The 26,995-nt window shown below is 73.3% G+C and carries 25 protein-coding genes; 12 read left to right on the top strand and 13 right to left on the bottom strand.

Annotated features, from left to right (window positions below; genetic code table 11):
* Positions 1 to 2: 2 nt before the first annotated feature.
* Together PSED_RS21745 and PSED_RS21740 are read right to left on the bottom strand one after the other, a co-directional pair.
* Positions 3 to 1,718, bottom strand: coding sequence for an MOSC domain-containing protein (locus PSED_RS21745; RefSeq protein WP_041759943.1), 1,716 nt, complete (start codon positions 1,716 to 1,718; stop codon positions 3 to 5).
* On the bottom strand, positions 1,703 to 1,930 hold the full coding sequence (locus tag PSED_RS21740) for a hypothetical protein (protein WP_013676398.1): 228 nt from the start codon (positions 1,928 to 1,930) through the stop codon (positions 1,703 to 1,705). Before PSED_RS21740 ends, PSED_RS21745 begins: the two co-directional genes overlap by 16 nt.
* A 194-nt stretch (positions 1,931 to 2,124) precedes the next feature.
* On the opposite strand from PSED_RS21740, the gene PSED_RS21735 reads away from it, so the two are divergent.
* From PSED_RS21735 to PSED_RS21715, 5 genes are all read left to right on the top strand, one after another.
* Positions 2,125 to 2,571, top strand: a complete 447-nt coding sequence (locus PSED_RS21735; RefSeq protein ID WP_165965784.1) for a VOC family protein — start codon at positions 2,125 to 2,127, stop codon at positions 2,569 to 2,571.
* The gene (locus PSED_RS21730; RefSeq protein ID WP_041759941.1) at positions 2,571 to 2,768 is read left to right on the top strand and encodes a hypothetical protein; all 198 of its coding nucleotides are present in this window, start codon (positions 2,571 to 2,573) and stop codon (positions 2,766 to 2,768) included. Before PSED_RS21735 ends, PSED_RS21730 begins: the two co-directional genes overlap by 1 nt.
* A complete protein-coding gene (locus tag PSED_RS21725) occupies positions 2,765 to 4,147 on the top strand; it encodes a dihydrolipoyl dehydrogenase family protein (protein WP_013676397.1) in 1,383 nt (460 codons plus the stop codon). Before PSED_RS21730 ends, PSED_RS21725 begins: the two co-directional genes overlap by 4 nt.
* Before the next feature lie 347 nt (positions 4,148 to 4,494).
* Positions 4,495 to 5,250: an SDR family oxidoreductase gene (locus PSED_RS21720; protein WP_013676395.1), complete on the top strand. Its 756-nt coding sequence runs from the start codon at positions 4,495 to 4,497 to the stop codon at positions 5,248 to 5,250.
* Between the two features lie 136 nt (positions 5,251 to 5,386).
* Positions 5,387 to 8,203: an ATP-binding protein gene (locus tag PSED_RS21715; protein ID WP_013676394.1), complete on the top strand. Its 2,817-nt coding sequence runs from the start codon at positions 5,387 to 5,389 to the stop codon at positions 8,201 to 8,203.
* Positions 8,204 to 8,389: 186 nt separating this feature from the next.
* Here the strand turns inward: PSED_RS21715 and PSED_RS21710 are convergent, their stop codons facing one another.
* The 4 genes from PSED_RS21710 to PSED_RS21695 form a co-directional block, all read right to left on the bottom strand.
* Complete coding sequence (locus PSED_RS21710; RefSeq protein WP_013676393.1) at positions 8,390 to 8,938, bottom strand: DUF6790 family protein; 549 nt, start codon at positions 8,936 to 8,938, stop codon at positions 8,390 to 8,392.
* Between the two features lie 27 nt (positions 8,939 to 8,965).
* Positions 8,966 to 10,420 (bottom strand): carotenoid oxygenase family protein, encoded by a 1,455-nt coding sequence (locus tag PSED_RS21705; protein ID WP_013676392.1) that lies wholly within the window; start codon positions 10,418 to 10,420, stop codon positions 8,966 to 8,968.
* Positions 10,417 to 11,019, bottom strand: a complete 603-nt coding sequence (locus PSED_RS21700) for a DUF3159 domain-containing protein (protein ID WP_013676391.1) — start codon at positions 11,017 to 11,019, stop codon at positions 10,417 to 10,419. Before PSED_RS21700 ends, PSED_RS21705 begins: the two co-directional genes overlap by 4 nt.
* A 100-nt stretch (positions 11,020 to 11,119) precedes the next feature.
* Entirely contained in the window at positions 11,120 to 13,786 is a 2,667-nt protein-coding gene (locus PSED_RS21695) for a helix-turn-helix transcriptional regulator (protein ID WP_013676390.1), read from the bottom strand.
* 495 nt (positions 13,787 to 14,281) lie between these two features.
* Between PSED_RS21695 and PSED_RS21690 the strand changes: the two genes are divergently transcribed.
* Entirely contained in the window at positions 14,282 to 14,737 is a 456-nt protein-coding gene (locus PSED_RS21690) for an ATP-binding protein (RefSeq protein ID WP_013676389.1), read from the top strand.
* 45 nt (positions 14,738 to 14,782) lie between these two features.
* On the opposite strand, the gene PSED_RS21685 is transcribed toward PSED_RS21690, so the two are convergent.
* The gene (locus PSED_RS21685; protein WP_041759940.1) at positions 14,783 to 15,118 is read right to left on the bottom strand and encodes a hypothetical protein; all 336 of its coding nucleotides are present in this window, start codon (positions 15,116 to 15,118) and stop codon (positions 14,783 to 14,785) included.
* Positions 15,119 to 15,364: 246 nt separating this feature from the next.
* A complete protein-coding gene (locus PSED_RS21680) occupies positions 15,365 to 15,973 on the bottom strand; it encodes a TetR/AcrR family transcriptional regulator (RefSeq protein WP_013676388.1) in 609 nt (202 codons plus the stop codon).
* Between the two features lie 106 nt (positions 15,974 to 16,079).
* Here PSED_RS21680 and PSED_RS21675 point away from each other — a divergent pair, with 106 nt between their 5' ends.
* From PSED_RS21675 to PSED_RS21660, 4 genes are read left to right on the top strand one after another with little or no spacing between them, the layout of a single operon-like run.
* The gene (locus PSED_RS21675; protein ID WP_013676387.1) at positions 16,080 to 17,012 is read left to right on the top strand and encodes a ketopantoate reductase family protein; all 933 of its coding nucleotides are present in this window, start codon (positions 16,080 to 16,082) and stop codon (positions 17,010 to 17,012) included.
* Between the two features lie 5 nt (positions 17,013 to 17,017).
* Positions 17,018 to 18,124 (top strand): enolase C-terminal domain-like protein, encoded by a 1,107-nt coding sequence (locus PSED_RS21670; protein WP_041761976.1) that lies wholly within the window; start codon positions 17,018 to 17,020, stop codon positions 18,122 to 18,124.
* Between the two features lie 16 nt (positions 18,125 to 18,140).
* Entirely contained in the window at positions 18,141 to 19,082 is a 942-nt protein-coding gene (locus PSED_RS21665; RefSeq protein WP_013676385.1) for an alpha/beta fold hydrolase, read from the top strand.
* A 1-nt stretch (position 19,083) separates the two neighbouring features.
* The gene (locus PSED_RS21660; protein ID WP_013676384.1) at positions 19,084 to 19,482 is read left to right on the top strand and encodes a hypothetical protein; all 399 of its coding nucleotides are present in this window, start codon (positions 19,084 to 19,086) and stop codon (positions 19,480 to 19,482) included.
* A 220-nt stretch (positions 19,483 to 19,702) separates the two neighbouring features.
* Here PSED_RS21660 and PSED_RS21655 read toward each other — a convergent pair whose 3' ends face one another.
* Together PSED_RS21655 and PSED_RS21650 are read right to left on the bottom strand one after the other, a co-directional pair.
* Entirely contained in the window at positions 19,703 to 21,544 is a 1,842-nt protein-coding gene (locus tag PSED_RS21655; protein ID WP_013676383.1) for a phospholipase C, read from the bottom strand.
* 195 nt (positions 21,545 to 21,739) lie between these two features.
* A complete protein-coding gene (locus tag PSED_RS21650) occupies positions 21,740 to 22,042 on the bottom strand; it encodes a hypothetical protein (protein WP_013676382.1) in 303 nt (100 codons plus the stop codon).
* 218 nt (positions 22,043 to 22,260) lie between these two features.
* Here PSED_RS21650 and PSED_RS21645 point away from each other — a divergent pair, with 218 nt between their 5' ends.
* Positions 22,261 to 22,509 carry a hypothetical protein gene (locus PSED_RS21645; protein ID WP_202946303.1) on the top strand — a complete coding sequence of 83 codons (249 nt, stop codon included), beginning with the start codon at positions 22,261 to 22,263 and terminating at the stop codon, positions 22,507 to 22,509.
* 457 nt (positions 22,510 to 22,966) lie between these two features.
* A complete protein-coding gene (locus PSED_RS21640) occupies positions 22,967 to 23,860 on the top strand; it encodes an IS982 family transposase (protein WP_013676380.1) in 894 nt (297 codons plus the stop codon).
* Positions 23,861 to 23,880: 20 nt separating this feature from the next.
* Here PSED_RS21640 and narI read toward each other — a convergent pair whose 3' ends face one another.
* From narI to narH, 3 genes are read right to left on the bottom strand one after another with little or no spacing between them, the layout of a single operon-like run.
* Positions 23,881 to 24,615, bottom strand: coding sequence for a respiratory nitrate reductase subunit gamma (gene narI, locus PSED_RS21635; RefSeq protein ID WP_013676379.1), 735 nt, complete (start codon positions 24,613 to 24,615; stop codon positions 23,881 to 23,883).
* Positions 24,612 to 25,256 carry a nitrate reductase molybdenum cofactor assembly chaperone gene (gene narJ / locus PSED_RS21630; RefSeq protein WP_013676378.1) on the bottom strand — a complete coding sequence of 215 codons (645 nt, stop codon included), beginning with the start codon at positions 25,254 to 25,256 and terminating at the stop codon, positions 24,612 to 24,614. Before narJ ends, narI begins: the two co-directional genes overlap by 4 nt.
* Complete coding sequence (gene narH / locus PSED_RS21625) at positions 25,253 to 26,995, bottom strand: nitrate reductase subunit beta (RefSeq protein WP_013676377.1); 1,743 nt, start codon at positions 26,993 to 26,995, stop codon at positions 25,253 to 25,255. The genes narJ and narH overlap by 4 nt, the downstream gene beginning before the upstream one ends.

Below are 26,995 nucleotides of genomic sequence, written 5' to 3'. Positions count from 1 at the left end.
ATCTAGATGTCCAGCACGACGTCCGTCCGCGGGCGAGCGCAGCAGAGGAGCACCTGGCCCGTGGGTGGGGGATCGAGGGGGTCGGGGGAGTAGTCGATCTCGCCGGACAGCAGGCCGGTGATGCAGGTGTGGCAGACGCCGGCCCGGCAGCTCCACCGGGTCGGCACGTCACAGGCGTCCGCGAGGTCGAGGACGCTGTGGAGGCCGGGCTCGAAAGGCACCGAGAGGCCGCTGCGGGCGAAGGTGACGAGCGGCCCGGTCCCCGGCGTCCCCGTGGGCGGGTGCGGTGCGGGTCGGGCCCGCTCGACGACCCCGGGGTTGACCGGGGGCAGCGCGCCGAACCGCTCGGTCCGGATGTTCCCGGCAGCCAGTCCCACCGCGATGAGTGCGGCACGCACGTCGGTCATGAATGAGTCGGGTCCGCAGAGGTAGGCCTCGGCATCGACGGGGAGACGGAGCGCGGCCAGCGCGTCCTGGGTGAGGCGACCCGCGTGGACGCCGGGCACCTGGTCAGGGGCGCCGGTGCTGTAGAAGATGTGTTCGCGGGCTCGTGGCAGCGCGGCCAGCAGGGTGTGCGCCTCCGCGGCCAACGGTTGTTCGTCCGGGCTGTGTGCGCCGTGGATCCACCAGACCTCCCGCGGGTTCGGGCTCTCGATGAGTGAATGCAGCATCGCGAGCACCGGCGTGACCCCGATACCTGCCGACAGGAGCAGGACGGGCGTGGTGTCGTCGTCGAGCGTGAAGTCGCCGCGGGGCGCGGCCGCGTCGAGCATCGCGCCAGGCCGGACTGCCGTCGTCAGGTAGCCGCTGGCGAGGCCGTCCGGCTCGTGCTTCACGCTGATCCGGTAGGTGCCGATCCCAGGGGCGGCGGACAGCGAATAGCTCCGGACGGGCGACCCGGCCGTCGGGACCCTGAGCGTGAGGAACTGTCCGGGACGGGCCGGTGGCAGGGGGGTGCCGTCGGGGGAGGCCAGGCGCAGCGAGGTCACGGTCGGGCTCTCGGGGCGTACGTCGGTGACCCGCAGCTGCCGGAACCCGGGCCAGGCCGGGCGCGGCGGCGGGTCGGGCTCGGCGAGCATGTCGAGGAAGGAGCCTCGCCAGCCGGGGCTCAGCGCGGGCGTGTCCGCAGCGAGCCGGAGCGTGGCGCGGTCGCGGCCGGGTAGGTAGAGCAGCGCATCCGTGTCGGCGACGCTCACCGTTCCGGTCCTGGTGCGCAGGATCCTGTCCCCGGCTCGGATGCGGCCCTCGGTGAGGACGCGCATGTAGAAGCCGGGGCGGTGGTGGGCGACCAGCAGCGCCGGGAGATCGGGCTCGTCGAGTCGCATACCGAGGCGATAGCAGGTCACCCGCGGCTGCGTGACCTCGAACTCGGCCTCGCCGATCCGGTACCGGTCGCCGATCCGGACCGCGCTGTCGGGTAGGCCGTCGACGGTGAGGTTCTCGCCGAAGCAGCCGGGTTCGAGGTCGTGTCGTCCGAGGTGCTCCGCCCAGTGGGCGAGGGCCTGGGTCTGGTAGACGAGCACGGCGCGCTGTTCGCCGCCGTGGCCCGCGAGATCGCCCTGGCCGTCCCCGTCGATGTTGAGCCGGTGAACCATCGCGGGGCCGTCGACGGGTTCCTTCCAGATTCCGGTGCGGACGGTCTCGTCCCGCCAACGCACCTCCTTCGGCAGGCCGACGTTCACCGAGATCAACGTCGCGAGCGTCACCGCTTGTCCCATCCGTGGAAGGGTGCCAGGTCGCCGGCGTCCCGGCGCTCGCACAGACGGGGGCTGCCGGGGTCCCAGCCCTGCCGGGTCGCGGCGAACACGGACCTCGGCTCGCGCCGGGGGTCGACGACCGAGGGCTGCACGCTGAGCCTGCGCGCCGTTTCGGTGTGGTCGGGCAGTGCGTGGTCCGGGAAGGTTCCGCAGGCCCGGATGTCGATGCGCATCAGACGCTCCTCGTCGTCGGATGGTCCCCGCAGGAGCCGGGCCGGACCAGCCCGAGGCCCACTGGTCGCCCCGTCGCCAGGCACTGGTCCAGGGTTTCTCACGGGGTCGGCGGCGCCGGGACCGCGGCAGGGTGCTCGTTGCCGGCGCGATCGGCGTGCCGGCACCGTCGCGGACGAGGAGCACCGGCGTGGACATGCGAGTCGAGGTCGTCGCACTGCCCGTCTCGGATACCGAGCGGGCCAAGCAGTTCTACAAGTCACTGGGGTGGCGGGAGGATGCGGATTTCGTCGCGGACGACGACTTCCGGATCGTTCAGCTGACCCCGCCCGGCTCGGCGGCGTCGATCCAGTTCGGGGTCGGCGTCACTGCGGCGCCGCCCGGTTCGATGCGCGGCCTGTACCTCGTCGTCGACGACGTCGAGGCCGCCCGGACCGAGCTTGCGCAACGTGGTGCCGAGGTCAGCGAGGTCTTCCACGAGTCTCGGCTCGGAGCGCGGTTCCGACCCGTCGGTGCACCCGGCCGCGAACCCGGAGCGAGCCCCGGGCGGGAGACCTACGCGTCGTTCGTGACTTTCGACGACCCGGACGGGAACGGCTGGATCGTGCAGGAGATCACGAGCCGGCTGCCGGGCCGCGGCTGATGGACACGACCGTCCTGGCCGGGCTCCTGCGCGAGGCCGAGGAGCAGCACGGCCGTTACGAACCGACGGCCCCACCGCATCACTGGTCCGACTGGTACGCGGTCTTCATCCGTGCCCGCGAGCTGGGACGGGCGCCCGAGGAGGCCTATCGGGACGCGTCGGCGGCCCTGGCGGCAGCGCTCGGGGAGACCCGGTGACCGGCACGGACCACGACGTCGTCGTCCTCGGTGGTGGGGCGCCCGGTGAGCACTGTGCCGCGGCGCTCGCGGCGGGCGGCCTGCGGGTCGCCGTCGTCGAGCGCGAGCTGCTCGGTGGGGAGTGCTCCTACTGGGGTTGCATCCCGTCCAAGACCCTGTTGCGCCCGGGCGAGGTGCTGGCGGCCGCCCGCACCGTGCCTGGTGCCCGAGAGGCGATGAGCGGGACCGTCGACGTGGCGTCGGCACTGGCCTGGCGCGACTTCATGGTCTCCGGCTACGACGATGCCGGGCAGGTCCGATGGGCGCGCGACGCCGGGATCGAGGTGCTCCGGGGGGTCGGCCGGATCGCCGGCCCGGGCGCGGTCGTCGTCGGGGGCACGACCCACACCGCGGAGCACGTGGTCATCGCCACCGGTTCCGATCCGGCGATCCCGCCCGTCCCCGGTCTGCGCGAGCTGCCCGGGCTGTGGACCGACCGCGAGGTCACCGGGCTCACCGAGGTCCCCGACCGGCTCCTCGTGCTCGGCGGAGGCCCCATCGGCGTCGAGATGGCCCAGGCGGTCGGGCGGCTCGGGGCCGCGGTGACGATCGTCGAGCGAGGTGACCACCTGTTGCCGCGGGAGCCGCGCCCCCTCGGCGAGGGTGTCGCCGACGCCCTGCGGGCCGACGGCGTCGAGCTCCGACTCGGAGCCGCGCCCACGGCCGCCCGTCGGGACGGCGCCGAGTGCGTGCTCGCGTTCGCGGACGGGTCCGAGGTCCGGGGCGAGCGTCTCCTCGTCGCGACCGGGAGGCGACCACGGGTCGCGGACATCGGACTCGAGACGGTCGGGGTGCCCGTCGATCCCCGCGGGATCACGGTCGACGCGCGAATGGCGGTCGGGCCGGGCCTGTGGGCGATCGGAGACGTGACCGGGCTGTGGCAGCTGACCCACGTGGGCGAGTACCAGGGCCGGATCGCGGCGTCCAACATCCTGGGTCACCCCCGCGAGGCGCACTACGAGGCCGTCCCGAGGGTGATCTTCTGCGATCCGCAGGCCGCCTCGGTCGGCGAGGCCGATGGGCCCTTCACGACGACCGTCGGACTCGCCGGGATCCCGCGAACGTCCACCTACACGCGCGAGTACGACAACCGGCCGGGATTCCTGACGCTGGTCTCGGACGGCGTCCGGGTCACCGGCGCCCACGCCCTGGGGCCGGAGGCGGGAGAGTGGCTCCAGCAGGTGACCCTGGCGATCCGCGGACGCACTCCGCTGCCGGTCCTGCTCGACGTCATCCAGCCGTTCCCGACCTTCTCCGAAGCGGTCTTCCAGGCGCTTCGTGGGCTGGATGTGCAGATCAGCGAGGTCGGGCGAACCGTCGGTACGGCGGCAGGGAGCTGACGGATGGAGTGGTTGCTGCCCTGTTGGTGGTCCCCGCCCGCGGATCCGACGGCGTCATGGGGAACCGACGGTCCGCCCGCGGCGAACCGGGGCATCGGCTCCGACGATCTCGACGTCGCCGCGGCCCTCTACGAGGTGCTCGTGGAACTCGCACCCTGCTCGGTGTGCGGCGCGCCCCTCGGTCCGGCGGTCCACGTGGAACGGTGCCGCAGGTTCCTCACCGTCCGGATCGTCGTCACCACATGCTGCCGCGGCCCCCGGCGGCACCGCCACGAGGCGACCGTTGTCGAACGAACCGGAGGCCTGCTGACCGGGCGTCTCCGTCCCCGCCTGAATGGGAGGAAGTCATGACCGCACTCAGCAACGACGCGACGACGCGGCGCGAGCCCGGCCTGGTCGGGCAGACCGTCGTCGTCATCGGAGGGAGCTCGGGGATCGGGCTCTCGACGGCCCGGGCCGCCCGCGCCGAGGGCGCCGACGTCGTGCTCACCGCGCGGGACCCGGACCGGCTCCACCGTGCCGCCGACGATCTCGGCGCCCGCCGGTACGCGGCGTTCGACGCTCACGATCCGGACCGGCTCCGGACCTTCTTCGACGGTCTTCCGACACAGGTCGACCACGTCATGGTCACGGCCGGGAGCCCGTACTACGCGCCGCTGGCCGAGATGGACATCTCCGACGCGGCCCGCCACGTCGGCGACCACGTCCGCCTCGTCCTCGAGGTCGCCCGGCAGTCCGCCCGGACGGTCCGTCCCGGCGGCACGCTGCTGCTGATGGGTGGGACCGGTGGCCGACGACCCGCAGCCGGTCTCGCCGTCACCGCGCTGCTGACCGTCGGGCTGCCCGCCCTCGTCGCTGCTCTCGCCGTCGAGCTGGCGCCGGTCCGGGTCAACCTCGTCGCGGCCGGCTTCGTGGACACACCCCTCTCGGCGTCGCTGCTCGGCGACGAGCTCGACGCGCGCCGGGCGCAGCTCCGGGCGTCCCTGCCCATCCGCCGGGTCGTCACCGGCGACGACGTCGCCGCGCTCGCCGTGCACCTCATGGTGAACTCCGCGCTCACCGGAGCGGTGTACGACGTCGACGGAGGCCAGCAGCTCCGCTGATCGGCCGCGGATGTTGCCCCTCTCGCCTATAGGCGCATTTCGCGTGCGGCTATAAGCTGGCTGCCCTTCGACGCGACCGGCGGCAGGCCGGCCCGGTCCGTCGCCGAGAGCACCGGCACCCGGCAGAGGGCGGACGATGGCGCGGCAACGACGGAAGGGCGTCGGCCCGTGGCCGGACGGTGCACTGCTCGGCCGGCGGGAGGAGATCGCCACCCTGGACCGGTCGGTCGCCGCCGCGCGAGAGGGCGACAGCCGCGTACTCGTGGTCGCCGGCGCGGCCGGGGTCGGGAAGTCCGCGCTCCTCGAGCACGTGGCGCGGTCCGCGGACGACATGCGTGTGCTGCGGGCCGCCGGTGTGGAGTCGGAGATGGAGCTGGCGTTCGCCGCCCTGCACCAGCTGTGCATGCCCCTGCTGGACCGCCTGCAACGGCTCCCGGGCCCGCAGTGTGCAGCCCTCCAGACGGTGTTCGGGGTCCGTGCGGGGCCGGCGCCGGATCGTTTCCTCGTGGGCCTGGCGGTGCTGAGCCTGATGTCCGACGCCGCGGAGGAACGTCCCGTGCTGTGCGTGGTCGACGACGCGCAGTGGCTGGACCGGGCCTCGGCACAGGTGCTCGGCTTCGTCGCACGACGGCTGCTGGCGGAGCGGATCGTGGTCCTCTTCGGGACCCGCAGACCTGGGCACGAGCTGCGCGGACTGCCGGAGGTCGAGATCACCGGTTTGTCCGCCCCCGACTCCCGCGCCCTTCTGGAGTCCGCAAGTCCCGCACCACTGGACGAGCACGTTCGGGACCGGATCGTCGCGGAGAGCGACGGCAACCCACTGGCCCTCCTCGAGCTTCCGCGCGGGCTGACGGTGAACCAGATGGCGGGCGGGTTCGGCCTGCTGCAGGCGGGTGCCCTCCCCGGGCACATCGAGGAGAGCTTCCTGTCCCGGGTCGAGTCGCTGCCCGCCGACTCCCGACGGTTGCTGCTGGTCGCCGCGGCCGAACCGACCGGAGATCCCACCCTCGTGCGGCGAGCCGTGGAGCTCCTCGGGATGACGCAGGCGCGGGCGATGGCGAACGGCACCGACGGCCTGCTGACCGTCGACGCCCGGGTCACGTTCCGCCACCCGCTCGTCCGGTCGGCGGTGTACCGGGCCGCGGACCCGGCCGACCGCCGAGCGGTCCACTCGGCACTGGCGGCGGTGACCGACGCACGGACCGATCCCGACCGCCGCGCGTGGCATCTCGCATCGGCCGCGATCGAACCCGACGACGCCGTGGCCGCAGAGCTCGAGCATTCGGCCGACCGGGCCCAGGCCCGGGGTGGCCTCACGGCCGCGGCCGCCTTCCTGCAGCGTGCCGTCGAACTGACGGCGGACCCGGCGCGCCGCACCGACCGCGCCCTGTCCGCCGCCCGGGCGAGCGTGGCGGCGGGGGCCTTCGGGCCGGCGCTGGAGCTGCTCGCCCTGGCCGAGACCGCCGAACTCGACGAGTTCGGTCGGGCTCGCATCGACCTCCTGCGGGCGGAGGCTGCGTTCGCGCAGCGGCACGGCAGTGACGCCCCACCACTGCTCCTGCGCGCCGCTCGGACCCTGGAGCCGCTCGACGCCCGGCTCGCGAGGGACACCTACCTCGACGCGTGGAGCGCGGCCCTGTTCGCCGGCAGCTCGGCCACGGCGGGGGACCTGCACGAGGTCTCCGCCGCAGCTGCCGCCGCGCCGCGTCCGGAGGGGCCGGTGAGGGCGGGCGACCTGCTCCTCGACGCGCTGGCGCTGCTGTTCACCGACGGGCGAGACACCGCGGTCCCGATGCTCGAGCGCGCCGCGAGCGCGTTCGCCGCGGACGAAGTCACCGGCGAGGAGGTCCTTCGCTGGGGATGGTTGGCCACGGCGGCGGCTGCGAGCGCGTGGGACTTCGAGTTGTGTCTGGCCACCGCGCTGCGCCAGGTGGACGTCGCGCGCCAAGCCGGGGCCCTGGCGGTCCTCGCCGTCGGCGTCAACGTGCTCGAGCAGGTTGCGGCGCTCGCCGGCGACTTCGGTACGGCGACGTCGCTCGAGGCGGAGGCGGACGCGGTCCGAGAGGCGACGGGCACGCACGTCGCCCACTACGGCGCTCTCGTGCTTGCCGCGCTGCGCGGCCGGGAGAGCGAGGCACTGCCGCTGGTCGACGCGACCATCGCCGAGGCGACCGCCGAGGGCGAGGGCACCGCCGTCCAGTACGCCCGCTGGGCGCGGTCGGTCGTGCTGAACGCACTCGGCCGCTACGATGAGGCGCTCGACGCGGCCCGGGCGGCCGCGGACGACATGCCCGAGCTGTTCGTCTCGGCATGGGCCCTGGCCGAGCTCGTCGAGGCGGCCTCGCGCAGTGGGGACGAGCGCGGGACGGCCGAGGCGCTGGAGCGGCTGCGGGCCCATGTCCGGGGTTCGCAGGGCCCGTGGGGGCTCGGCGTCGAGGCCCGCTCGCGTGGCCTGGCCGGGGATGGTGGGGACGCGTTCCGCGAGGCCGTCGAGTACTTCCGCGGAACCCGCCTCCGACCGGACCTCGCTCGCACCCATCTGGTGTACGGGGAATGGCTCCGCCGGCGGGGCCGCCGGTCGGAGGCCCGCACGCAGCTGCGCATCGCGCACGATCTGTTCGTCTCGATCGGTATGGAGGCGTTCGCGGCACGGACCCGGCGCGAGCTGCGCGCCGTGGGGGCAGCCGTCCCGGGACGCGGTGCGGTGCCGGCCGGCGACGAGCTGACCGCTCAGGAACGGCAGATCGCACTGATGGTGCGCGAGGGCATGACGAACCCCGAGATCGCCGCACGGCTGTTCCTCAGCCCTCGGACCGTCGAGTGGCACCTGCGCAGGGTCTTCGGCAAACTCTCGATCAGCTCGCGGCGCCAGCTCCGTAGCGCGCTGGCGCCCGACGGGATCGTGACGTTGCCGGCGCGACCGCGCGGGGCAGCCGAGCCGAGCATGGGGTGATCGGGTGCGATCCGACAGGTGGACCACGCCTGCGAGGCATGCCGCGCCCGGCGCACGGTGGCCAGGGCTGCCACCACCGCAGGTCCCGGGCGTCGACGGGCAGCGCCGCCCGGCCGCACGCAGGCGGCCGGGCGGCGGCGCGTCGACACGTCTCGTCGCGAGCCGCGGCACCTCGCCGCGACGAGCTCAGGGGCTGCTCGGTGCCGACGGGACGGCCTGCCCGGTCGGCGCCTGCGCCGGCCGGTCGGGCCGGCGCCGCACCCGGTGCAGCGCGACGAGCAGGATCGCGAGTACGAGCGGGACCCCGAAGACGATGGGGACGATCGGTCCCCAGTTGTACGGAGCGGTGTTGCCGTGCGCGGCGTACTGGTAGATGTGGTCGATCCCGCAGCCCCAGAAGTACACGAGGTAGCCGAGGACGGTGGCGGTCCAGAACCCGCCCCGTAGCCAGTAACAGGCGATGCCGAGGACTCCGTAGGAGAGGTTGGCGACGCCGACCTCCGTCTGGAACGGGTTGCCCGCGGGGAAGCCGATCTGGGCGGCGGTTGCCGGCCCGAAGAGCAGGTGGGAGCCGGCGGTGACGATCTCGCCGACCCCGAGCGCCACGACCAGGCCCCAGAGCAGGGCGATCGTCAGGGTTCGTTCCGGTGTGCGGTGGCGGGTCAGGCCGATGTGGACGAGCGCACCGATGAGCGCGATCGCCGGGATGAAGACGGGTCCGTAGGACGGGTTCACGAAAGTCTCCTGGTCCGGACGAGAAGGTCAGCGGTTGGACGGCAGCCAGACGCCGTGCAGGCCGAGCGGAACACGGACGGGGATGCGGACCCGCGCGACCGGGCCCGCGGCCGGGTCGTCGGCGGGCAGCACGAGGAACCAGCTGACGTCCTCGCGCCGGTCCACGGCGAGCGTGGCCCACCAGCCGTGGCCTGGATCGGGGTCGCCGGGGCGGGGGAGGTGCACGGGCTCGCCCAGCGCCAGCTCGGGTGCGCGCCAGTGCGCGTCGTGGCCACCGGCGAGGTCGGTGACGACGAGGGTGTCGGCGAGCTGCGGGTCGTCGGGTCGGGTGGCGATCGTCGCGACCCGGTCGTGGCGGCGGCCGAGGACGCGGTCGTCGATGCGCGGGAACTCGACCCGCCGGTCGTGCGCGGGGGTCCGGACGACCGTGCCGCGGCCGAGGTCGAGCCGGGCGCGAACGAGCATGGCGTGTTGCTCGTCGGCAGGGTCGTCGGTACCGGGTCGGTCCCACTGCACGTAGTCGACGACGACGGCACCGTCGGGCCCGGGGCCCGCGCCGCCGGCACCGCCGGGCGCCGGTCCGTCGTCGAAGGCGTTGGCCAGGTGCCAGCACCAGAACGCGTCGGTCGCGAGCCAGCGGGTCGGCGAGCCGTCGCGGGGCACGAGCGCGATCCGGGTGCCGTCCTCGGGACGCCAGGTGAGCAGGCTGCCGCCGGACATCGCCGCGGCGATGTCGAAGTAGTACGGCGCGACGACGAGCACGACGAACCGGTCGGTGATCGCCATGTCGTGGATCATCGTCGGCCGTTCGACGCCGTCGACGACGGTTGGCGTCCGCCGGATCGTCCCGTCCGGTCCGACGACCGACCAGGTCAGGAACGGTGCCTCGATGCCGTAGCAGAAGACGAGCAGTTCGCCGGTCCGCGGGTCGATCTTGGGATGCGCGGTGATCCCGGCGGGCAGGGCCCCGCCGAACGTCTCACGACCCAGGGTCGCCAGCTCCGGCGAGAGCGCGAAGGGCGGCGCCGCCTCCGCGAGTGCGAGCGTCCGGCCGGCGTGCCGGACGACGTTGATGTCGGGCAGGTCCTTGCGGGTGCCCGCGAGCCCGGCCCCGACCTCCGTGGCGTCGGGCCGGTACATCGTCATCAGCCCGCTCCACAGGGCGTGCCCGGCTCGTTCCTCGGCCCGGAGCGCGGGCGTCTCGACGAAACGGTTGGAGTAGCTGACCCGGCCGTCGTCGATGCGGACGGCGTGGATCATCCCGTCACCGTCGAGCGGGTAGGTGTAGGAGCCGATCGGGGTGAAGCGCGGGTTGGGTCCGTTGCGCAGGTAGGTCCCGTCGAGCTCGGGCGGCAGCTCGCCGACGACCTCGAGCGGGCCGATGTCGCGCTCGGCCGTCGTCGGCGCGAACAGGCCGGAGAGCTCGGGGACGAGCGAGACGTCGACGGGGACCGGGTGCGCCCCGGTGGGTAGCAGCGTCACGACGCACGCCCCGACGTCGTCCCGGCGGCCGTGTCGTGCGATGCGGGCGGTCCGTCGTCGTGACCGGTGTAGGCCTGGGTGAACTTCGCCGCCGCGACGATCACGACCGCGGGCACGACCCACTCCAGCACGTCGACCGCGACCGACCAGCGGACGGCGACGAACCCGGCGACGGCGACCACGACGAACGCCGCACCCCAGACCAGGCTGATGACACGGTTGATCCGCCGGAACTCGCGCGTCCCCCAGAGCTCTCGCGGCACCTCGCGGCGGGCGTAGTACGCGGTGAACGGCCGCCCGATCAGGACGCCCCCGATCGCGACCACGGCGAGCAGCCCCATCGAGATGGCCTGCGCGTAGTTCTCGAGGGTCTCCAGCGCCGACCGCTCGACGACGAGCGCGAGGACCGACAGGACGGCGAAGAACACCAGGCCCGCCACGTCGAGTGCGGAGACGCCCTCGTGCTTGCGGAGCGACGGGACGACGAGCCCGATCGAGATGACGAGCGCGACCAGCGACGCCCACTGCCAGGTGCTGGGCGAGGACACCACCCAGAACACGATCCAGGGCGCGAAGCCCGCTGCGATGCTGTTGCGCACGGTCCCTCCTCGGCCGTCCGGCCCCGGCGAGCCGCCGGGATCACCGGGACCGACGGTGCCCGCGGGCGACCGCGCAAGCACTGGGAGAAACACCCAGGCCTCAGGCGAAGGTGCGGCCCCGCAGCTGGCGCCGGGAGGAGATGCCGAGCTTCGCGAACACGTTGCCGAGGTGGAAGTCCACGGCCTTCGGGGTGACCCAGAGGACCTCGGCGGCCTCCCGGCTGGTCAGGCCCCGGGCGACGAGGTCGGCGACCTGGCGTTCGCGCGGGGTGAGCGGCGGCGCCCCGGCGTCGCCGTGGTCGGCCTCCGCCGGCGTGGACGCGGCGCGGATCCGGTCCAGCCACGGCGTCGCGGCGATCTCGGTGAACACGGCGGCCGCGGCTCGCAGCTGCTCGGGGCCGTCGGGGACGTGCGGGAGCCCGCCCAGCAGCACACGGATCTCGGCGAGCTCCACCGGGCACTCGTCGGCGACCTCGTCGGGGTGGCGCTCGGCCGTCGCCACGGCAGCGCGCAGCGTGATCTCGGCGGCGGCGGTGTCGCCGGTGGCCAACGCCAGCCTGGCCTGGACCTGGTGGCGGGCGAGCCGGAACCACAGTGGTGCACCGGTGCGCGGCCAGGATCGCAGCGCGGCGCGGGCTCCGGCGAGGTCCCCGCTCCCGACGAGCGCCTCGGCATGCAGCGGCCGCCACGGTGCGAACGGCGCCGACGACATCCCGCCGGCCGCCGCGGTCGCCGGCACCCGGCGCAGCGCTCGCGCCATCCCGTCGGCGTCCCCGAGGGCCCGGCACAGTGTCGCCTCTGCCAGGGCGAGTGCGTGGGCGCCCTGAGGGTTGAACGTCCGTTCCAACGACGCGCGCGCCGCGGCGCAGTGCTCCGCGGCGCGGTCGCGCTGCCCGCGGGCGGCCGGTACCAGTGCGGCAACCGCGTGGGCGGTCGACTCCGCCCAACCCCGGTCACCGTCGACGAACCAGGTGAGCGCGATGTCGGCCTGTGCCTCGGCGAGGTCCCAACGCCCGGTGCGGTAGAGAACCTCGACGAGGTGGCAGTGCGCGCGGTGCGTGCTCGACGAGGGTGCGCCGCGCCGCGAGCGGGCGATTCCCTCCTCCAGCCGGGAACGCGCGGCCGCGATCCGCCCTGCCGCGAGGTGCAGGGTCCCCTCCGTGATCGCAGGGTCCGCCCCGAGCGCGTGGTCGACGTGCCCGGCCAGCACGTCGAGCCCGGCGTCTGGCCCCTCGCTCAGCGCGCGACCGAGAGCGTGCAGGACCAGCGCCTGCTCGGCGCGGACCGGGCGGCGGGTCAGCTCCGGCACCCGCGCCGCGGCCGCCGCTGCCGCGACACCCCGGCCCCGGAAGATGTGTTCCAACGCCAGCCGCACCCCGGCGAGCGCACGGACCTCGGGATCGCCGTCGGCGGCCTCCAGGGCGCTCTCCAGGTGGGCGTGCGCGGCAGGGTCCGCATCCCGGCTGAGCAGGAATCCCAGCGCGACGTCGCGCTCGGGGCACGGCCGGGCGGCCCGGACCGCGGGAGCGCGGGCGAGGAGCCGGTCGGTGTCGTAGGCGTCGACCAGCAGGACGCACGCGGCGAGCAGCCGACGTTCGGCCAGCTCGGCCGTCGGGCTGAGATCGGCGGCGTCGAGCAACCGGGTCGCGGCCGCACGGACGTCGGTCGGCTCGGACCGCGCGGCGGCCTCCAGGTCGTCGGCGAGACCGGGGTCGGGGCGGCCCTCGGCGGCCGCAACGCGATGGGCCAGCTCGGCCGTGCCCCCGACGGCTGCGGCGAGGTCGAGATGAATCTCCCTGCGCCACAAGGGATCCAGGCGGTCGTACACCGATGCTCGCACCAGCGGATGGCGCACTCGCATCGTGGACCGAGCGCCGAGAGCGAGGACGTCGACCAGGCCGGCCGCCGTCAGCTCCCGCGCGGCCGCGTCGACGTCGACGTCCGCGAGCTCGGTCAGGCGCGCCAGCAGGCTGCGCCCGGCGGGACGGGCGAGCACCACGAGACAGGCCAGGACCCGGTGGGCGTCGTCGGACAGCCGCGCGGTCCGGCTCGCGATCTCGTCGGCGAGCGCGCGCGGCGCGGGCAAGGGCGAGTCGCCGCGCAGCACGTCGTCGGGCAGCTCGCGCAGCAACGTCGTCAGGTGCAGCGGGTTGCCCTCGGTCTCGGCGTGCAGCCGCGACGTGACCGCGCGGCTCCACCGGCCGGGCCGCAGCCGGAACACGAGCTCCCGCACACCGTCGGGATCGAGCCCGCCGAGCCGCAGCGTCGCGGCGTCAGGGCCGTCGGCGAACAACGACGTCCACACCCGGCCGAGCCCGTCGCCCCGGGCGGTGGCGACGACGAGGACGCGGTCGGCGTGCAGCCTCCGTACGGTGCGGGCCAGGCCGATCGCCGACTCCTCGTCGACATCGTGCAGGTCGTGCAGCACGATGACGACCGGCCCCTCCTCCTGACGTGCCCCGAGCCGCTCGAGCAGGCTCGTCGGGTCCCGGGCGCGGTCGGCACCCAGCTCTGCCGCCACCAGCTCCTGGAACGCACCGGGTCGTCGGTCCCCGTCCGCCTCGACCCGTACGACGACGGCGTCGGGCAGACCGGCGACGAACGCGTCGACCAGCGCCGTCTTGCCGACACCCGCGTCGCCGCCCACGAGTACCCGCGCGGCGTGACCCGCGGCCGCCCGATCGAACCAGCGCGACAGCACCGCCAACTGCGCGTCGCGGCCCACGAGGGAACCCGGCCCCGCCTCCGGCCCCCCGTCGAGCACCATCGCCCGCCTCCCTCGTGCCCCCTACTCCACCATCCGGACGAGCCGATCTCAACCGGTCGGACCACCCGACGTGGTCGACGCCTGACGCCGAGGACTTCGGCCCCGTACGGAGATCCGTTACCGGCGCCGACGGGCGCGGCTCGGCGACCGACCGGGGACCGCGTGGTTGCCTCGACGCGAGGTCCTCGGCCCGACGTCTCCCGGCCTGGTGCGGCACGCGCAAGTCCTGCCTGCTGCCTGCGCGGGGCGGCGTCGCCCGGCGGTGCGGCCCCGTTTCAGCAGGTCAGGAGGACGGAGGGATTGGTGCGGTGCGGGGTGACTGCTAGTGTGAACCGCCCGTTCAGGTGACAGGTCGGGTTCGGGCGCACTGGAGCGACGATCGGCCCTCGCCGACGGGTTTGCCGGGGTCGTGGCGCAGTCACGCCGTGGTGGGGGAACCGGGAAGTGGTCCGACGACCGACCGACGACGAGGCGCCCGGTGGACGGCCGTGCTCGATGACGCTGCGGGCCGAGGAGTGGGCCGGGGGAGTGGCCCGGACGGAAGTGTCGGCCTGGTTGGAGATCGTGGGCTGGCCACTGGTGCAGGCGGTCGGGATCGTCGCGGCCGTGGGCGAGGCCGTCGACAACGTCGCCCTGCACGCGTACCCGCCGGTGGAGGGCGTGGCTGCCGGAACGGTGGCCGGGCTGTGGGGGGCGGTGTCGGTGGAGGCGGTGGTGCTGGCCGCCGCCGGGACCCGGCGGGTGCGGGTGGTGGTGCGTGACTGGGGGTCGTGGAACTCGCTGGGCGTGCTGCAGGCCGACGGCCTCGGTCTGCAGCTGATCAACGACCTGATGGACGAGGTGACGATCCGCCCCGGCATCCCGGAGCACGGACACGGCGCCAGGCCCGGCGACGGCGCCGGCACCGAGGTCACCATGATCAGCTACGCGGTGTCCCGTCGCCCGGGATGAGTCCCCGCCGTCGCCGCTCCACGGGCGGCACCCGCCCGGGCGTGGTCAGGCGGCCGGCCGCAGGGCGGCGAAGAAGAACGCGGTCTGGGCCGCGATGAACTCGTCGAGCGACATCTGGGACCGGACCCCGCCGCGGTTCAACGCCCACAGGTGGCCGAGCCACAGGATGCTACGGGCGCACAACCGGGGGTCGACCTGGGCGAACTGGCCGGACTCCGTGCCGTTGAGCAGGATCTTGACGCGCGTTGCCTCGAGCTCCTCCTCCCACCGACCGGATGTACGCGCGCACGTCGTCGAGCCGGGCGCGGTCGGGCACGAGGTGGCGGCGGCGTCGTCGTCGCGACCGGCGCGGACGTGGGCGGCGTCCGGGTCGGCGACCACGTCACGACGTGCGTCGCCGGATACTGCGGGACCTGCCGGAACTGACAGCGCGGGCGGCCGTGGCTCTGCGTCGGCAAGGACGCGCTGCGGCGCGGGCCCGACGCGGAACCGCGGCTGTCGCTCGACGGGACGCCGGTGTTCGCACTCGGCGCCATCGGCGGGTTCGTCGAGCGGGCTGGTCTCCGAACGGCGGTCGTCCGATCGACGAGGCGGTGCCCGTCGGTAGCCGTATCGCCGCCGTGGAAGCTATGTCGCAGACGACGCCGTCGCCGGCTCGGCGACGAGGCCGGCGAGGGCGGAGTCGGCGACCGCGCGCAGCCGCTCCCGGCCGGGCCGGCTCTTCGCCAGAACGTTCATCCCCTGGACGACGGCGACCAGGAGGTCGGCCGAGGCCGCGCCGGCACCGGGGCGCAGTTCGCCCGCGGCGGCCGCGCGCGTCAGGGCGGCCTCGAAGGCCGCGCGCAGGTTCGCGAGGTGCAGGCCGACCATGCCGGAGAGCTCCGGGTCCCGGGCCGCGAACTCGACGAGCGAGTTGGTGATCAGGCAACCCCAGCGCCGGTCGCCGTCGACCATGGCGTCGATCAGGTGGTCGAAGTAGTCGCGCAGGCCCTGCACGCCGCTCGCGGGCGCGGTGATGCGCCGGACGGCATCGGCCGACACCGTCTCGGTGTAGCGGCGCAGAGCAGCGGTGAAGAGGTCGCGCTTGGGGCCGAACGCGGCGTAGACGCTGCCCGGCTGGAGCTGCATCGCCTCGCAGAGCGTGTGCATCGACGACGCCTCGAACCCGTGCTCCCAGAACGTGCGCAACGCGGCGTCGAGCGCCTCGTCGACGTCGAACTGCCGCCTCCTTCCCACGAGTCCGATTCTAGTACACGTCGCCGCCCTCGAGAGGCGTCGGACGGGTTGTACTGCATGCTCTTACATGAAATATTTGGCGGAGCATTCATGAAAGGGGCGCTGCATGCGGATCGCCGTGATGGGCACCGGCGGGGTCGGCGGGTACTTCGGGGCCCGGTTGGCCGAGGGCGGCCACGACGTCGCGTTCGTCGCTCGCGGACGACACCTGCAGGCGTTGCGCGAGAACGGGTTGCGGGTCCTCAGCCCGCTCGGCGACCTCACCCTGCCGGACGTCACCGTCACCGACGACCCGGCCGAGCTCGACCCGGTCGACCTGGTGTTGTTCGCGGTCAAGCTGTGGGACACCGAGCAGGCCGCGGCACAGGTCGCGCCCCTGGTCGGGGAGCGGACGGCCGTCGTGTCGTTCCAGAACGGCGTGGCCAAGGACGAGATCCTGCGCCGGGTCCTCGGCGACCGGCACGTCATGGGCGGGGTCTGCTACATCGCCGCCTCGATCGCCGAGCCCGGCGTGATCCGGCACGCCAACACGCTGCAGCGGCTCGTCTTCGGGGAGTACGACGGGACGGCCTCGGCCCGGACCGCTGCGCTGCACGACGCATGTGTCGACAGCGGTATCGACGTCGAGGTCAGCGACCGCATCGAGCAGACGATCTGGGAGAAGTTCGTCTTCCTCGTCGGGCTCTCGGGCACCACGAGCCTGGCGCGCACGCCGATCGGACCGATCCGGGACGAGCCCCGGGCGCGGGCCTTCCTGCGCGACGTCATGGACGAGGTCGTCCGGGTCGGTCGCGCGCAGGGTGTCGCGCTCCCGGAGGACTACGCCGACGACCGGCTCGCCTTCGTCGACACCATCCCGGCGACCATGAGCTCCTCGATGCACCACGACCTCGAGCACGGGAACCGCCTCGAGCTCGCCTGGCTCAGCGGCGACGTCGTCGCCCGCGCCGCCGACCTCGGTGTGGCCGCGCCCGCGAACCGCGCGATCGCCGACATCCTGTCGGTGCACGCGGCCGGCGCCGCCGGACGAGCGGGGTGACGGGGATGGCCGAGCCGGCGCTCACGGTGCGGGGGCTCGACGCGCGGCTCGTGCGGGTGCCGATGCGACGGCCGTTGCACACGAGCGGCGGCCAGGTCACCGAGGCTCCGCTGATGCTGCTCGACATGCACACCGAGCAGGGCGTCACGGGTCGCGCGTACCTGTTCTGCTACCTCGACGGGGTCGGCCACGCGGCCGTCGCGGTCGCTGCGTCCGTGCAGGACCTGCTCGTCGGGTCGTCGGCGGACCCCGCGACGGTCGGGCGGACGCTGGCGGCGCGGATGCGGCTCGTCGGGGTCCGCGGCGTGGTCGCCGGTGTCCTGGCGACGATCGACGTCGCCTGCTGGGACGCCGTGGCGGTCGCGGCCGGCATGCCGCTCGTGCGGCTGCTCGGTGCCGAGCCCCGGCCCGTTCCCGCCTACAACAGCAACGGGCTCGGACTGGTCGCGCCCGCCACGGCCGCGCAGGAGGCGGTCGAGCTCGCGGCGGAGGGCTTCGGAGCGGTCAAGATGCGATTGGGCCGCCCGGACCCGGACGAGGACCTCGCCGCGGTCCGCGCGGTCCGCCGGGCGCTCGGCGAGGGGACCCCGGGCGGCGTCGCGGTGATGGCCGACTTCAACCAGGCGCTGACCAGGGTGGAGGCCGACCGGCGCTGCCGGGCGCTCGACGACGAAGGGCTCGCCTGGATCGAGGAGCCGATCCGGCACGACGACCACCGGGGTGCCGCGGAGCTGGCCGCCGCGCTGCGCACACCCGTGCAGCTCGGCGAGAACTTCACGGGACCGCGCGCGATGGCGGCGGCGATCGAGGTCGGGGCGAGCGATCTCGTCATGCCCGACCTGGACCGCATCGGTGGCGTCACCGGCTGGCTGGACGCTGCCGCGCTGGCCGACGTCGCCGGCCTCCCGATGTCCAGCCATCTCTACCCGGAGGCGTCGGCCCACCTGCTGGCGGCGACGCCCACCTGCCACTGGCTGGAGTACGTCGACTGGGCCGACCCGATCCTGCTCGAGCCACTGACCGTCACCGACGGTGCGGTGTCGCCCCCCGACCGACCCGGGACCGGTGTCCGATGGGACGAGGACGCCGTGGCCCGCCTGCGCATCGGCTGAGTACGGAGACCGCCCTGTGATCGTCACCCTGGACCAGCTACCGGACGCCGTCCGCGCCGAGTACCCCTACGCGTCGCGGTTCGTGAGCGTCAACGGCATGCGGATGCACCACGTCGACGAGGGCCCCCGGGACGCCCCACCCGTCGTGCTGTTGCACGGCAACCCGACCTGGGGCTACCTGTGGCGCGACACGATGCGCCCGCTGATCGAGGCCGGGTTCCGCGTCGTCGTCCCGGACCAGATCGGGTTCGGCCTGTCGGAGAAGCCGTCGCTGCACGGAACGCACACGTTGGCCAACCACACCGCGAACGTCGTCGCGCTCCTCGACGCGCTCGACCTGCGCGGCGTGGTGCTCGGGCTGCACGACTGGGGCGGCCCCACCGGACTCGGCGCCGCGGTCAGCCGGCCCGACCGCATCGCGGCGATCGCGGTGATGTCGACGTGGGCCTGGACGGCCTCGCCCGCCGAGTTCCATCAGCGGGTCCTGCCCTGGCGGACGCTGCACGCGCCGCTGCTCGGGCCGTACCTGATGGGCAGGCGGGCGGCGATGCCCGGCCGCGGGATGTACCTGTCGGTCGTCGACAGGGCGCGCTTCGCCGACGGCGCCCAGCACGTCTACGAGGCGATCCTGTCCGACCCGGCCGACCGGGACCTCACCTGGACCTGGCCCCGGTCCATCCCGATCGGCCTGCCGAGCGACATCGAGACGGAGCACTTCCGGTGGCTCGAGGCCGAGGTGCGCGCCCTCCACCGGCCGTCGACGGTCATCTGGGGACGGGAGGACGACGTGTTCGAGCCCGGGGTCTTCGCCGCGCACTGGCACGAGATCTGGCCGCACGCGGAGGGAACCCATCTCGTCACCGGGAGGCACTTCCTCCAGGAGGACTCGGGCGCCGAGATCGGAGCGCTGCTCGTCGACTTCGCGGACCGCGCCGTGCGCTCCGCCGGGGGGAGCTGAGATGGCCACCGTGGAGGTCGTCACCACCCGGCCGCCCCGCACGCGCGCCGTCCCGCTGCTGGCCGAACCCGACCTCGGGCACTACCCGGGGTTCCGGTCGTTCCTCTCGACGACGTTCGGGCTCGACGAGGATCCGCTCGGTGCCCCCGGTCTGCTGGCCGTGGACGGGCGGGTCTACGAGCTCGTCTTCGTCGGTCGCTCCGGTCGGCCGTTCCCGTCCGGGGTCGAGGTCAACGCCCTCGTCGAGGGTCTCGAACCCCTCGACGAGCAGGCCGCCGACACCGACCTGTGGGCCATCCTGCGCTGGCTCGTCGCGGGTGTCGGGGGCGAGTGGACCGACGATGCGCTGTCGACGACCGGCCGGATCTATCGGATACCCGCGGCAGGCGAACGGCCCTGAGCGAGCCGGGGCGACGACCGCAGGGCGTCGACGTCAGGGCGACCGCAACCCCACCGTCGTCGGGCGGCAGGACGACAGTGGGGTTGCGCTCCTGCGGGCGGCGACTCGCTGCGCGATCTCGCCTCTACCGACCAGCGCGACCTCCTGCGGACGGGAGCGGGGCGCCCCTCCGTGGAGGTGCGCCCCGCTGGATGGTCGTCGCCGTCGGCCCTGCGTGCGATCAGTGGCCGAGTGGCTGCCCGGTGGCCGGGTCGAGCAGGAACGCGCCGTTGTTCGGGGCCTCCCCGCCGCCTCGGCCCTTGCCGTGGGCCGGCGTGAAGTCGAACAGCCCCGAGAGGCTGCCCGCCACGGCGTCGGTGCTGCCGGGGATCCGCGGGAGGTCCCAGTTGTCCTCGGCGAAGCGAATGATCGAGGACTGGTCGGTGAGGGTGTGGTCGACGACGTTGGATCGGGCCCACGGCGAGATCACCAGCAGCGGCAGCCGGGGGCCGTAGCCGCAACGGCCCTGTTGCCCCGCGACCGGGGTCCCGTTGCCGCAGCGGCCGGGACCGGTGAGCGCGTCCGCGATGGATGTCGACGGGTTGTGCACGCCGCTGTCGGCGTGGTCGTACCACCCGTCGGAGTCGTCGTAGGCGATGACGACGGCCGTGCTCGACCAGGCCGGCGTCTTCTGCAGGGCATTGATCTCGTCGACGACGAATCGCTGCTCGTCGATCGGGTCGGAGTACGCGGCGTGGCCGTCCTGGTAGCCGGGCGCCTTCAGGAAGCTGACCGCGGGCAGGGAGGAGGCGGGGAGGTCGCCCCTCCCGATCGCGGCGACGAGCTGGTCGAAGTCGCTGGTGTCGTACTGGTGGTTCGGGGTGTCGAACTGCGGCGTGCCGCCGACCGAGTGCTGGGTGTCGGTGCCGATGGTCTTCAACGCCGAGAGCGGAACGGTCCCGTCGGCTCCGGTGGGCAGCGTCAGGTGGTGGGGGTTCGCGGTGGAGGCGTAGTACTGGAACGGCTCGTGGTGGGGGATGTAGTCGTCCTTGTAGCCGTACTGGCCGGTCCCGGTGGCCAGCGGCGCCGTGAGCGCAGGACCGACGGGGTGCACGGCGTTGCAGATGCCCTGGTCGGAGGAGTGCGGCACGGTCGTGTTCAGGCCGGCACCGGCGAACTCGTCCGGGACGAACGTCGCCGTCGGCTGCCCCTGCTTGCCCACTGCCTTCGCCGCGTCGGCGAAGGTCGTCGTCGGCCGGAAGCCACCCTCGAACCAGCCCCAGGACAGTCCGGCGTCGTCGAGCTCGTCGCCGATGTTGCGTCCGGTCATCGCGATGGCGTCGCGGGTCGAGCAGTCGTCCCAGTAGGGCTGGGCGTCACTGGTCAACGAGTAGCCGCCGCTGCCGTCGGGGGTGAGGTCTGCGTTCGGCGCCGAGGCGGTCGCGACGGACGGGTTCATCGACGTGTGCGCCATGTCGACCCCGCCGGTGCTGCCCGCGACGACGTTCAACGCGCCGGGTGACGACGGGCCGAACGTCGTGCCGTAGGAGTCGTCGCTCATGGCGTAGTGCTGGGCGTAGTTCCACATCGCCGTGACGGTGTTGCCGTCGTAGTAGTTCATGACGTCGCCTGCGACGCAGGGCGTGCCCGTCGGGCTCGTGCCCTTCCCGGTGCCGACGGTCTGCGGGAAGCGGTCCATCCGTCCGCCGTCGAAGGCCTTCTGCTCGTCGGTGTAGTTGTGGTCCTGATCGCAGGTCAGGACGTCGCCGACCGCAGTGGGGTCGTAGCGGCGGGGGTTGGTGCCGTTCGGGTTCGTCGTCAGCAGTGCCGGGGTGAGCCCGTTGACCGTGGGGGTGCCGGCCGCGGCCGTGAACGGCCTGCCGGAGGTGTTCGTCGCGTTCGGGTACGTGCCGAAGTAGTGGTCGAACGACACGTTCTCCTGGTAGATGACGACCACGTGCTGGATCGGCGTCGCCGCCGCGGGTCGCGGTGCGGCCGAGGCGGTGCCGGTCGCGAGGGTGGCGACTGCGAGCGCCGCGGTGGCGCCCACGGCGAGCGCGGCTCTCGCCAGGTGTTTCGACATCGACGAGCCTTCCTGAGGGGGAAGGCACAGTGCACCCCGAATCGGTGTCACCCGTCGGCATTAGGAGTGAAGCCCGGGTGAGCGGCGGGTGACTTCCTGGCAACGCCCGGGAGGATTCCGGCCACCTCGAGGCGTCTGTCCCCGATGCGCGTCGTGCTTCGTTCGGGCGGTCGCACGTCCGAGCGCCGTCCGCGGTCAGTGCGCGAGCCGGACCGCCCGCGCGGCGGCGCCCCGACGGGCGACGAGCCGGCTCGACGTCGGCCGGCCCGCTCGGTGACAGTCGGTGATGGTGTCGAGCAAGCGGTGCAGGGTCGTGGCGACGAGCCCGCTGGGAAGGTGGTCGACAGCGGTGCGGGCCGCGTCGACCGCATCGATCACCGTACGTGACTCGGGGTCGCGGCAGAGGGTGCGGACGGCGGCGTCGACGGCGTGTGCGGCGAGGTGTACGTCGGCGACGGCGAGGGGCGCCGCAGTCGATGGTCCGGAATCCAGGTGCACGGTCCACCTGTCCTTGACAGTGAGTGTGCGGGCCGCCCGGCCGGCTGTCGCGTTGCCGGGCGGCCCGCCCCGGCGTAGGGGACTACTTCTTCTTCTTGCCCTTCTTGCCCTTCTTCTTCTTGGCCATCGCGCACCTCCCGGACCCGTCGTTGTAATCTCGGTTCCATCCCGGTCAAGGTAGCATTGACCGCGGCTCGGTCAAGGGGAAGTTGACAGGGTTGACCAAGAAGAAAGTGTTTGCGCAGCTCAAAGACACTGTGGAGCAGATCGAGTCGTCGACCTCGGAGATCGATCGGCTGGCTGCGGGGCGCACATTGCGACTACTCGCCGACCAGCTCGAGCGCGACCTCGTCACGGAGGCCCGGGCGGCGGGAGTTCGCTGGGCCGACATCGGCGAGCTCTACGGAACGTCCAAGCAGAGCGTGCAACAACGGTTCCGCGCCCGCCCGACGACTACCGCGGACTGAGCCGGTCCCCGGGCGGTCCGGTGGCGCGTCCGTGGGGGCACCGCCGACCGTGGCAGCGTCGGGACGGACCACGCGACCCGGGACGTGCGGCCGCGGGCCGTTTACGGTCTGTCACCTGACTGCGCGGGGTCGCCCGTGTGTCCGGGGTGCCGTTCCGGACCGGCGGACACCGGCAGCGAGTTGCCGTCGGTGACACTCCGTGGACTTCGGCCGACTCGGCACCGTCATCGGCGGATGTCGCCACGAGCAGGTGCGGGCAGCCATCGCGCCGGACTGCCGCGGCGACGGACGCGGCCGTCGGAGACGAAGACCAACCTTGTCGGGGGTCGCCGACCCGACTGCGGCCGGGCCGCCGATCCCACGTCGCCGACAGTGCCGGGCGGCATGGCACCTAGACGAGTAAGTCCTAACGGCGTGCCGGCCCGGGACGTGACAGGAGGGTGTTGAAGATCAGTTTGTGACGACCGACCTCAACACCCTCCTGACCGCACTCTACGTCAAGATCGACGACTGGCTGGGCAAACGCACCCGCCCGGGCAGGCCACCGAAGCTCTCCGACGCCGAGCTGCTCACCCTGGCCGTGGCGCAGGTGCTGCTGGGAGTCCGCTCCGAGGCCCGTTGGCTACGGTTCGTGCCCCGGGCGCTACCAGCCGCGTTCCCGTACCTGCCGGGCCAGTCCGGCTACAACAAGCGGCTGCGCTCGGCGGTGTCACTGATCAAGCGGGTCATCCGCGAGCTGGCCAGCGACACCGACCTGTGGGCCGACCCCGTCTGGGTCGTGGACTCCACCCCGGTCGAGTGCGCCCGTTCCCGGCCCACCGCGAAACGCTCGAACCTGGCCGGGTGGGCCGGCTACAGCTACTGCCCGTCGCACTCGCGGTGGTTCTGGGGGCTGCGCCTGCACCTGGTCTGCACCCCGGCCGGACTGCCGATCACCTGGGCATTGGCCGACCCGAAGCTCGACGAACGCCAGGTCCTGATGGCCGTGCTCGACCACGACCCCACCCTCACCACCGACCGGCCCGGCCTGACCATCATCGCCGACAAGGGCTACGTCTCCCGCGAACTCGACACCTACCTGGCCGAGCGTGGCGTGGTGCTGCTGCGGCCCTCCTACCGCAACCGCACCCCACGCCCGGGCGAACACCTGCTCAAACCGATCCGCCAGCTCATCGAGTCGGTCAACGACACCCTCAAGGGCCAACTCGATCTCGAGCTGCACGGCGGACGCAGCATCGACGGCGTCAGCGCCCGGATCGGGCAGCGCCTGCTCGCCCTGACCCCCGCGATCTGGCACAACCGCGCCACCGGACAGCCCATCACCCGATCCTTGATCGCCTACGACCACTGACCGGGTTCGGACTTACTCGTCTAGCGGCTGCCGACGTCCTCCCAGCCCCGGCGCCGGGGCCTGGCGGCCGGACCGGTGGCGCGGGAGCGGTAGACGATGTACGGCCTGAAGAGGTAGTTGAGCGGCGCGGTGAAGGCGTGCACGAGCCGGGTGAAGGGCCAGATGGCGAAGAGGGCCATGCCGATCAGGGTGTGGATGTGGAACGCGAGACCCGCGTCGGCCATCCTCGCGACGTCCGGCTGGAGGACGAACAGCGACCGGAACCACGGCGAGACCGTCTCCCGGTAGTCGTGCTCGTCGCCGCCCATGGCGCCGAGCAGGGTGGTGGCCAGCCCGGCGACGAGTGCGGCGACCAGCACCACGTACATCGACTTGTCGTTGCGGGTCGTCGCCGAGAACACCGGCCCGGTCGTCCGGCGCCGGTAGACCAGGATCCCGACGCCGACGAGGGTGCAGAAGCCGGCGACGCCGCCCAGGGTGAGGGCCTGGACGTGGTACGCGGTGGGGGAGAGCCCGACCGCACTGGTCCAGCTCCGCGGGATCAGCAGGCCGATGACGTGCCCGATGACGACCACGAGCAGCCCGAAGTGGAACAGGGGGCTCCCGATCCGCAGCAGTCGCGACTCGTACAGCTCCGAGGAGCGGGTGGTCCAGCCGAACTTGTCGTACCGGTAGCGCCAGATCGTGCCGACGACGAGCACGGCGACCACGACGTAGGGCAGCACACCCCAGAGCAGCACGTCCGACGCACTCACCGGCCACCTCCACCGGGGTTCGCCGCGAACGGGGCGAGGTCGAGCCCGACCTGTTCGCGGGGCGGACCGTCGCGCCCGAGCCGCCGGGCGGCCGCGACGTCCGTGGGGGAGGGTCCGGGCAGCAGCGCGCAGACGGCCTCGACCGGCGCCGCATAGGGGGAGGACGCGTCGAGCAGGGCGAGCCGGAGCAGCTCCAGGCCGGCCCGGTTCTGCTGGAGCAGGGCCAGGCCGTCTCCGAGATCGGCGGTGGCGGCGTACTCGCAGACGACGGACAGGTGGTCCGGCAGCTCGTCGCCGCGCAGGTCCAGCCCGGCCGCGCGGTACCGGGCCTTGAGCGCGGCGAGTGCACCGCCGCGGCGGCGGGTCTCCCCGTCGCTCCACCACGTCAGGTACAGGCAGCAGCGACGACGGCGGTCGAAGGTCGCGACGTAGTGCTCGGCCAGCGCGGTGGGCGGGGTCCGGTCGGCGGCTCCGAGGAACGAGGTCAGCCGCTCGCGCGGCGGTCCGGCGGAGAGCCCGTGGACGGCCCTGCGCACGAGCGGCAGCGTCGCGAGGACGGTCTCGTCCGGGTACTGCAGGCAGACCGACGCCGCCTGCAGGACGACCGCGGACTCCCGCGCGCGGAGCGCCCCGGCGTTCATCGGCGGTCCTCGGGTGCCGCAGTCCCGGCGGACCCATCCGGTGCCGACCCGCGCGCGGTGACGTCGCCGGGCTCGCCGGGCGCCTCGCGCGGCGGCGGGAACAACCCTGGCGGGCGGCCCTTGCCGTCCCAGTTGAGCAGGTTGACACGCGCCCCGCGCACGCCGGGATCGGCGACGTCCTCGCTCGTCTGGCGCACGCGCAGCGCGTGGAAGGTCTCGACCGACACCGGGACGGAACGGCCCGAGGCCTCGCCGAACGGGCCGAGGCCACCCATCCCCGGGCCGCCGTCGACGTCGAGGCTGCACCCGAGCTCCTCGAGCTGGTGGGCCTCGCCCTCGTAGGCGGTCGGGATGACGTAGCGCTCGTCGTACTTCGCGATCGCGAGGAGCCGGTACATCTCGATGATCTGCTCGGCGTCCATGCCGACGGCGGCCGGGATGGACTCGTCGATCTCCCGGCCGAGGGTGACGTCGCGCATGAACGAGCGCATGGCGGCGAGCTTGCGCAGGACCTCGGTGACGGGGGCGGGGTCCCCGGCGGTGAACAGCTCCGCGAGGTACTCGACGGGGATGCGGAGGGCGTCGATCGCGCCGAACAGGTTCGGCGCGGACTCGCCGTCGTGCCCGGTTTCGACGAGCCTGTCGACGACCGGGGAGAGCGGCGGGATGTACCAGACCATGGGCATGGTGCGGAACTCCGGGTGCAGCGGCAGCGCGACCCGGTACTCCTTGGCCAGCCGGTACACCGGCGAGCGCCGGGCGTGCTCGAGCCAGTCCTCGGCGATGCCCTCGCGCCGGGCGGCGGCGATCACCTCGGGGTCGTCGGGGTCGAGGAGGAGGTCGAGCTGGGCGGCGTAGAGGTCGTGTTCGTCGGGGACGGACGCGGCGGCGGTGACCCGGTCGGCGTCGTAGAGGAACAGCCCGAGGTAGCGCAGCCGGCCCACGCAGGTCTCCGAGCACACCGTCGGCAGCCCCACCTCGACGCGGGGGTAGCAGAAGGTGCACTTCTCGGCCTTGCCGGTGCGGTGGTTGAAGTAGACCTTCTTGTAGGGGCAGCCCGTGACGCACATCCGCCAGCCGCGGCACCGGTCCTGGTCGACGAGCACGATGCCGTCCTCGGTGCGCTTGTACATCGCGCCGGACGGGCAGGAGGCCACACAGGACGGGTTGAGGCAGTGCTCGCAGATCCGTGGCAGGAAGAACATGAAGGCGCGCTCGTAGTCGAACCGGACCTTCTCCTCGGACTCGCTGCGCAGGCGTTGGACGATCGGGTCGAGCGGTCCGTGCTCGGGTGCCCCGCCGAGGTCGTCGTCCCAGTTCGCGCTCCACTCCACGGCGAGGGGCTCGCCCGAGAGCAGCGACTTCGGTTGCGCGACAGGGAAGTCGTCGCCCAACGGGGCGTCGGTGAGGGTCTCGTAGTCGTAGGTCCAGGGCTCGTAGTAGTCGCGGATGTTGGGCAGCACCGGGTTCGCGAAGATCGTGAGCAGCTTGCGGAACCGGCCACCGGCCCTGAGCTGCAGCCGCCCGCGGCGGTTGCGGACCCAGCCGCCGCGCCAGCGCTCCTGGTCCTGGTAGCGGCGCGGATAGCCCTGCCCGGGCCTGGTCTCGACGTTGTTGAACCACACGTACTCGACGCCGCTGCGGTTGGTCCAGGCCTGTTTGCACGTGACGGAGCAGGTGTGGCACCCGATGCACTTGTCGAGGTTCATGACCATGCCCATCTGGGCCATCACACGCAT

The organism is Pseudonocardia benzenivorans CB1190, assembly GCF_000196675.2.
GTDB lineage: Bacteria > Actinomycetota > Actinomycetes > Mycobacteriales > Pseudonocardiaceae > Pseudonocardia > Pseudonocardia benzenivorans.
Note: the sequence above shows the minus strand (reverse complement) of the source record. Positions and strands in the feature narration are given on the sequence as shown.

Coding starts and splice junctions, on each gene's coding strand:
- PSED_RS21745 (WP_041759943.1), bottom strand. CDS start 1,718: ATGGGACAAGCGGTGACGCTCGCGACGTTGATCTCGGTGAACGTCGGC.
- PSED_RS21740 (WP_013676398.1), bottom strand. CDS start 1,930: ATGCGCATCGACATCCGGGCCTGCGGAACCTTCCCGGACCACGCACTG.
- PSED_RS21735 (WP_165965784.1), top strand. CDS start 2,125: ATGCGAGTCGAGGTCGTCGCACTGCCCGTCTCGGATACCGAGCGGGCC.
- PSED_RS21730 (WP_041759941.1), top strand. CDS start 2,571: ATGGACACGACCGTCCTGGCCGGGCTCCTGCGCGAGGCCGAGGAGCAG.
- PSED_RS21720 (WP_013676395.1), top strand. CDS start 4,495: ATGACCGCACTCAGCAACGACGCGACGACGCGGCGCGAGCCCGGCCTG.
- PSED_RS21715 (WP_013676394.1), top strand. CDS start 5,387: ATGGCGCGGCAACGACGGAAGGGCGTCGGCCCGTGGCCGGACGGTGCA.
- PSED_RS21695 (WP_013676390.1), bottom strand. CDS start 13,786: ATGGTGCTCGACGGGGGGCCGGAGGCGGGGCCGGGTTCCCTCGTGGGC.
- PSED_RS21690 (WP_013676389.1), top strand. CDS start 14,282: ATGACGCTGCGGGCCGAGGAGTGGGCCGGGGGAGTGGCCCGGACGGAA.
- PSED_RS21675 (WP_013676387.1), top strand. CDS start 16,080: ATGCGGATCGCCGTGATGGGCACCGGCGGGGTCGGCGGGTACTTCGGG.
- PSED_RS21670 (WP_041761976.1), top strand. CDS start 17,018: ATGGCCGAGCCGGCGCTCACGGTGCGGGGGCTCGACGCGCGGCTCGTG.
- PSED_RS21660 (WP_013676384.1), top strand. CDS start 19,084: ATGGCCACCGTGGAGGTCGTCACCACCCGGCCGCCCCGCACGCGCGCC.
- PSED_RS21655 (WP_013676383.1), bottom strand. CDS start 21,544: ATGTCGAAACACCTGGCGAGAGCCGCGCTCGCCGTGGGCGCCACCGCG.
- narJ (WP_013676378.1), bottom strand. CDS start 25,256: ATGAACGCCGGGGCGCTCCGCGCGCGGGAGTCCGCGGTCGTCCTGCAG.
- narH (WP_013676377.1), bottom strand. CDS start 26,995: ATGCGTGTGATGGCCCAGATGGGCATGGTCATGAACCTCGACAAGTGC.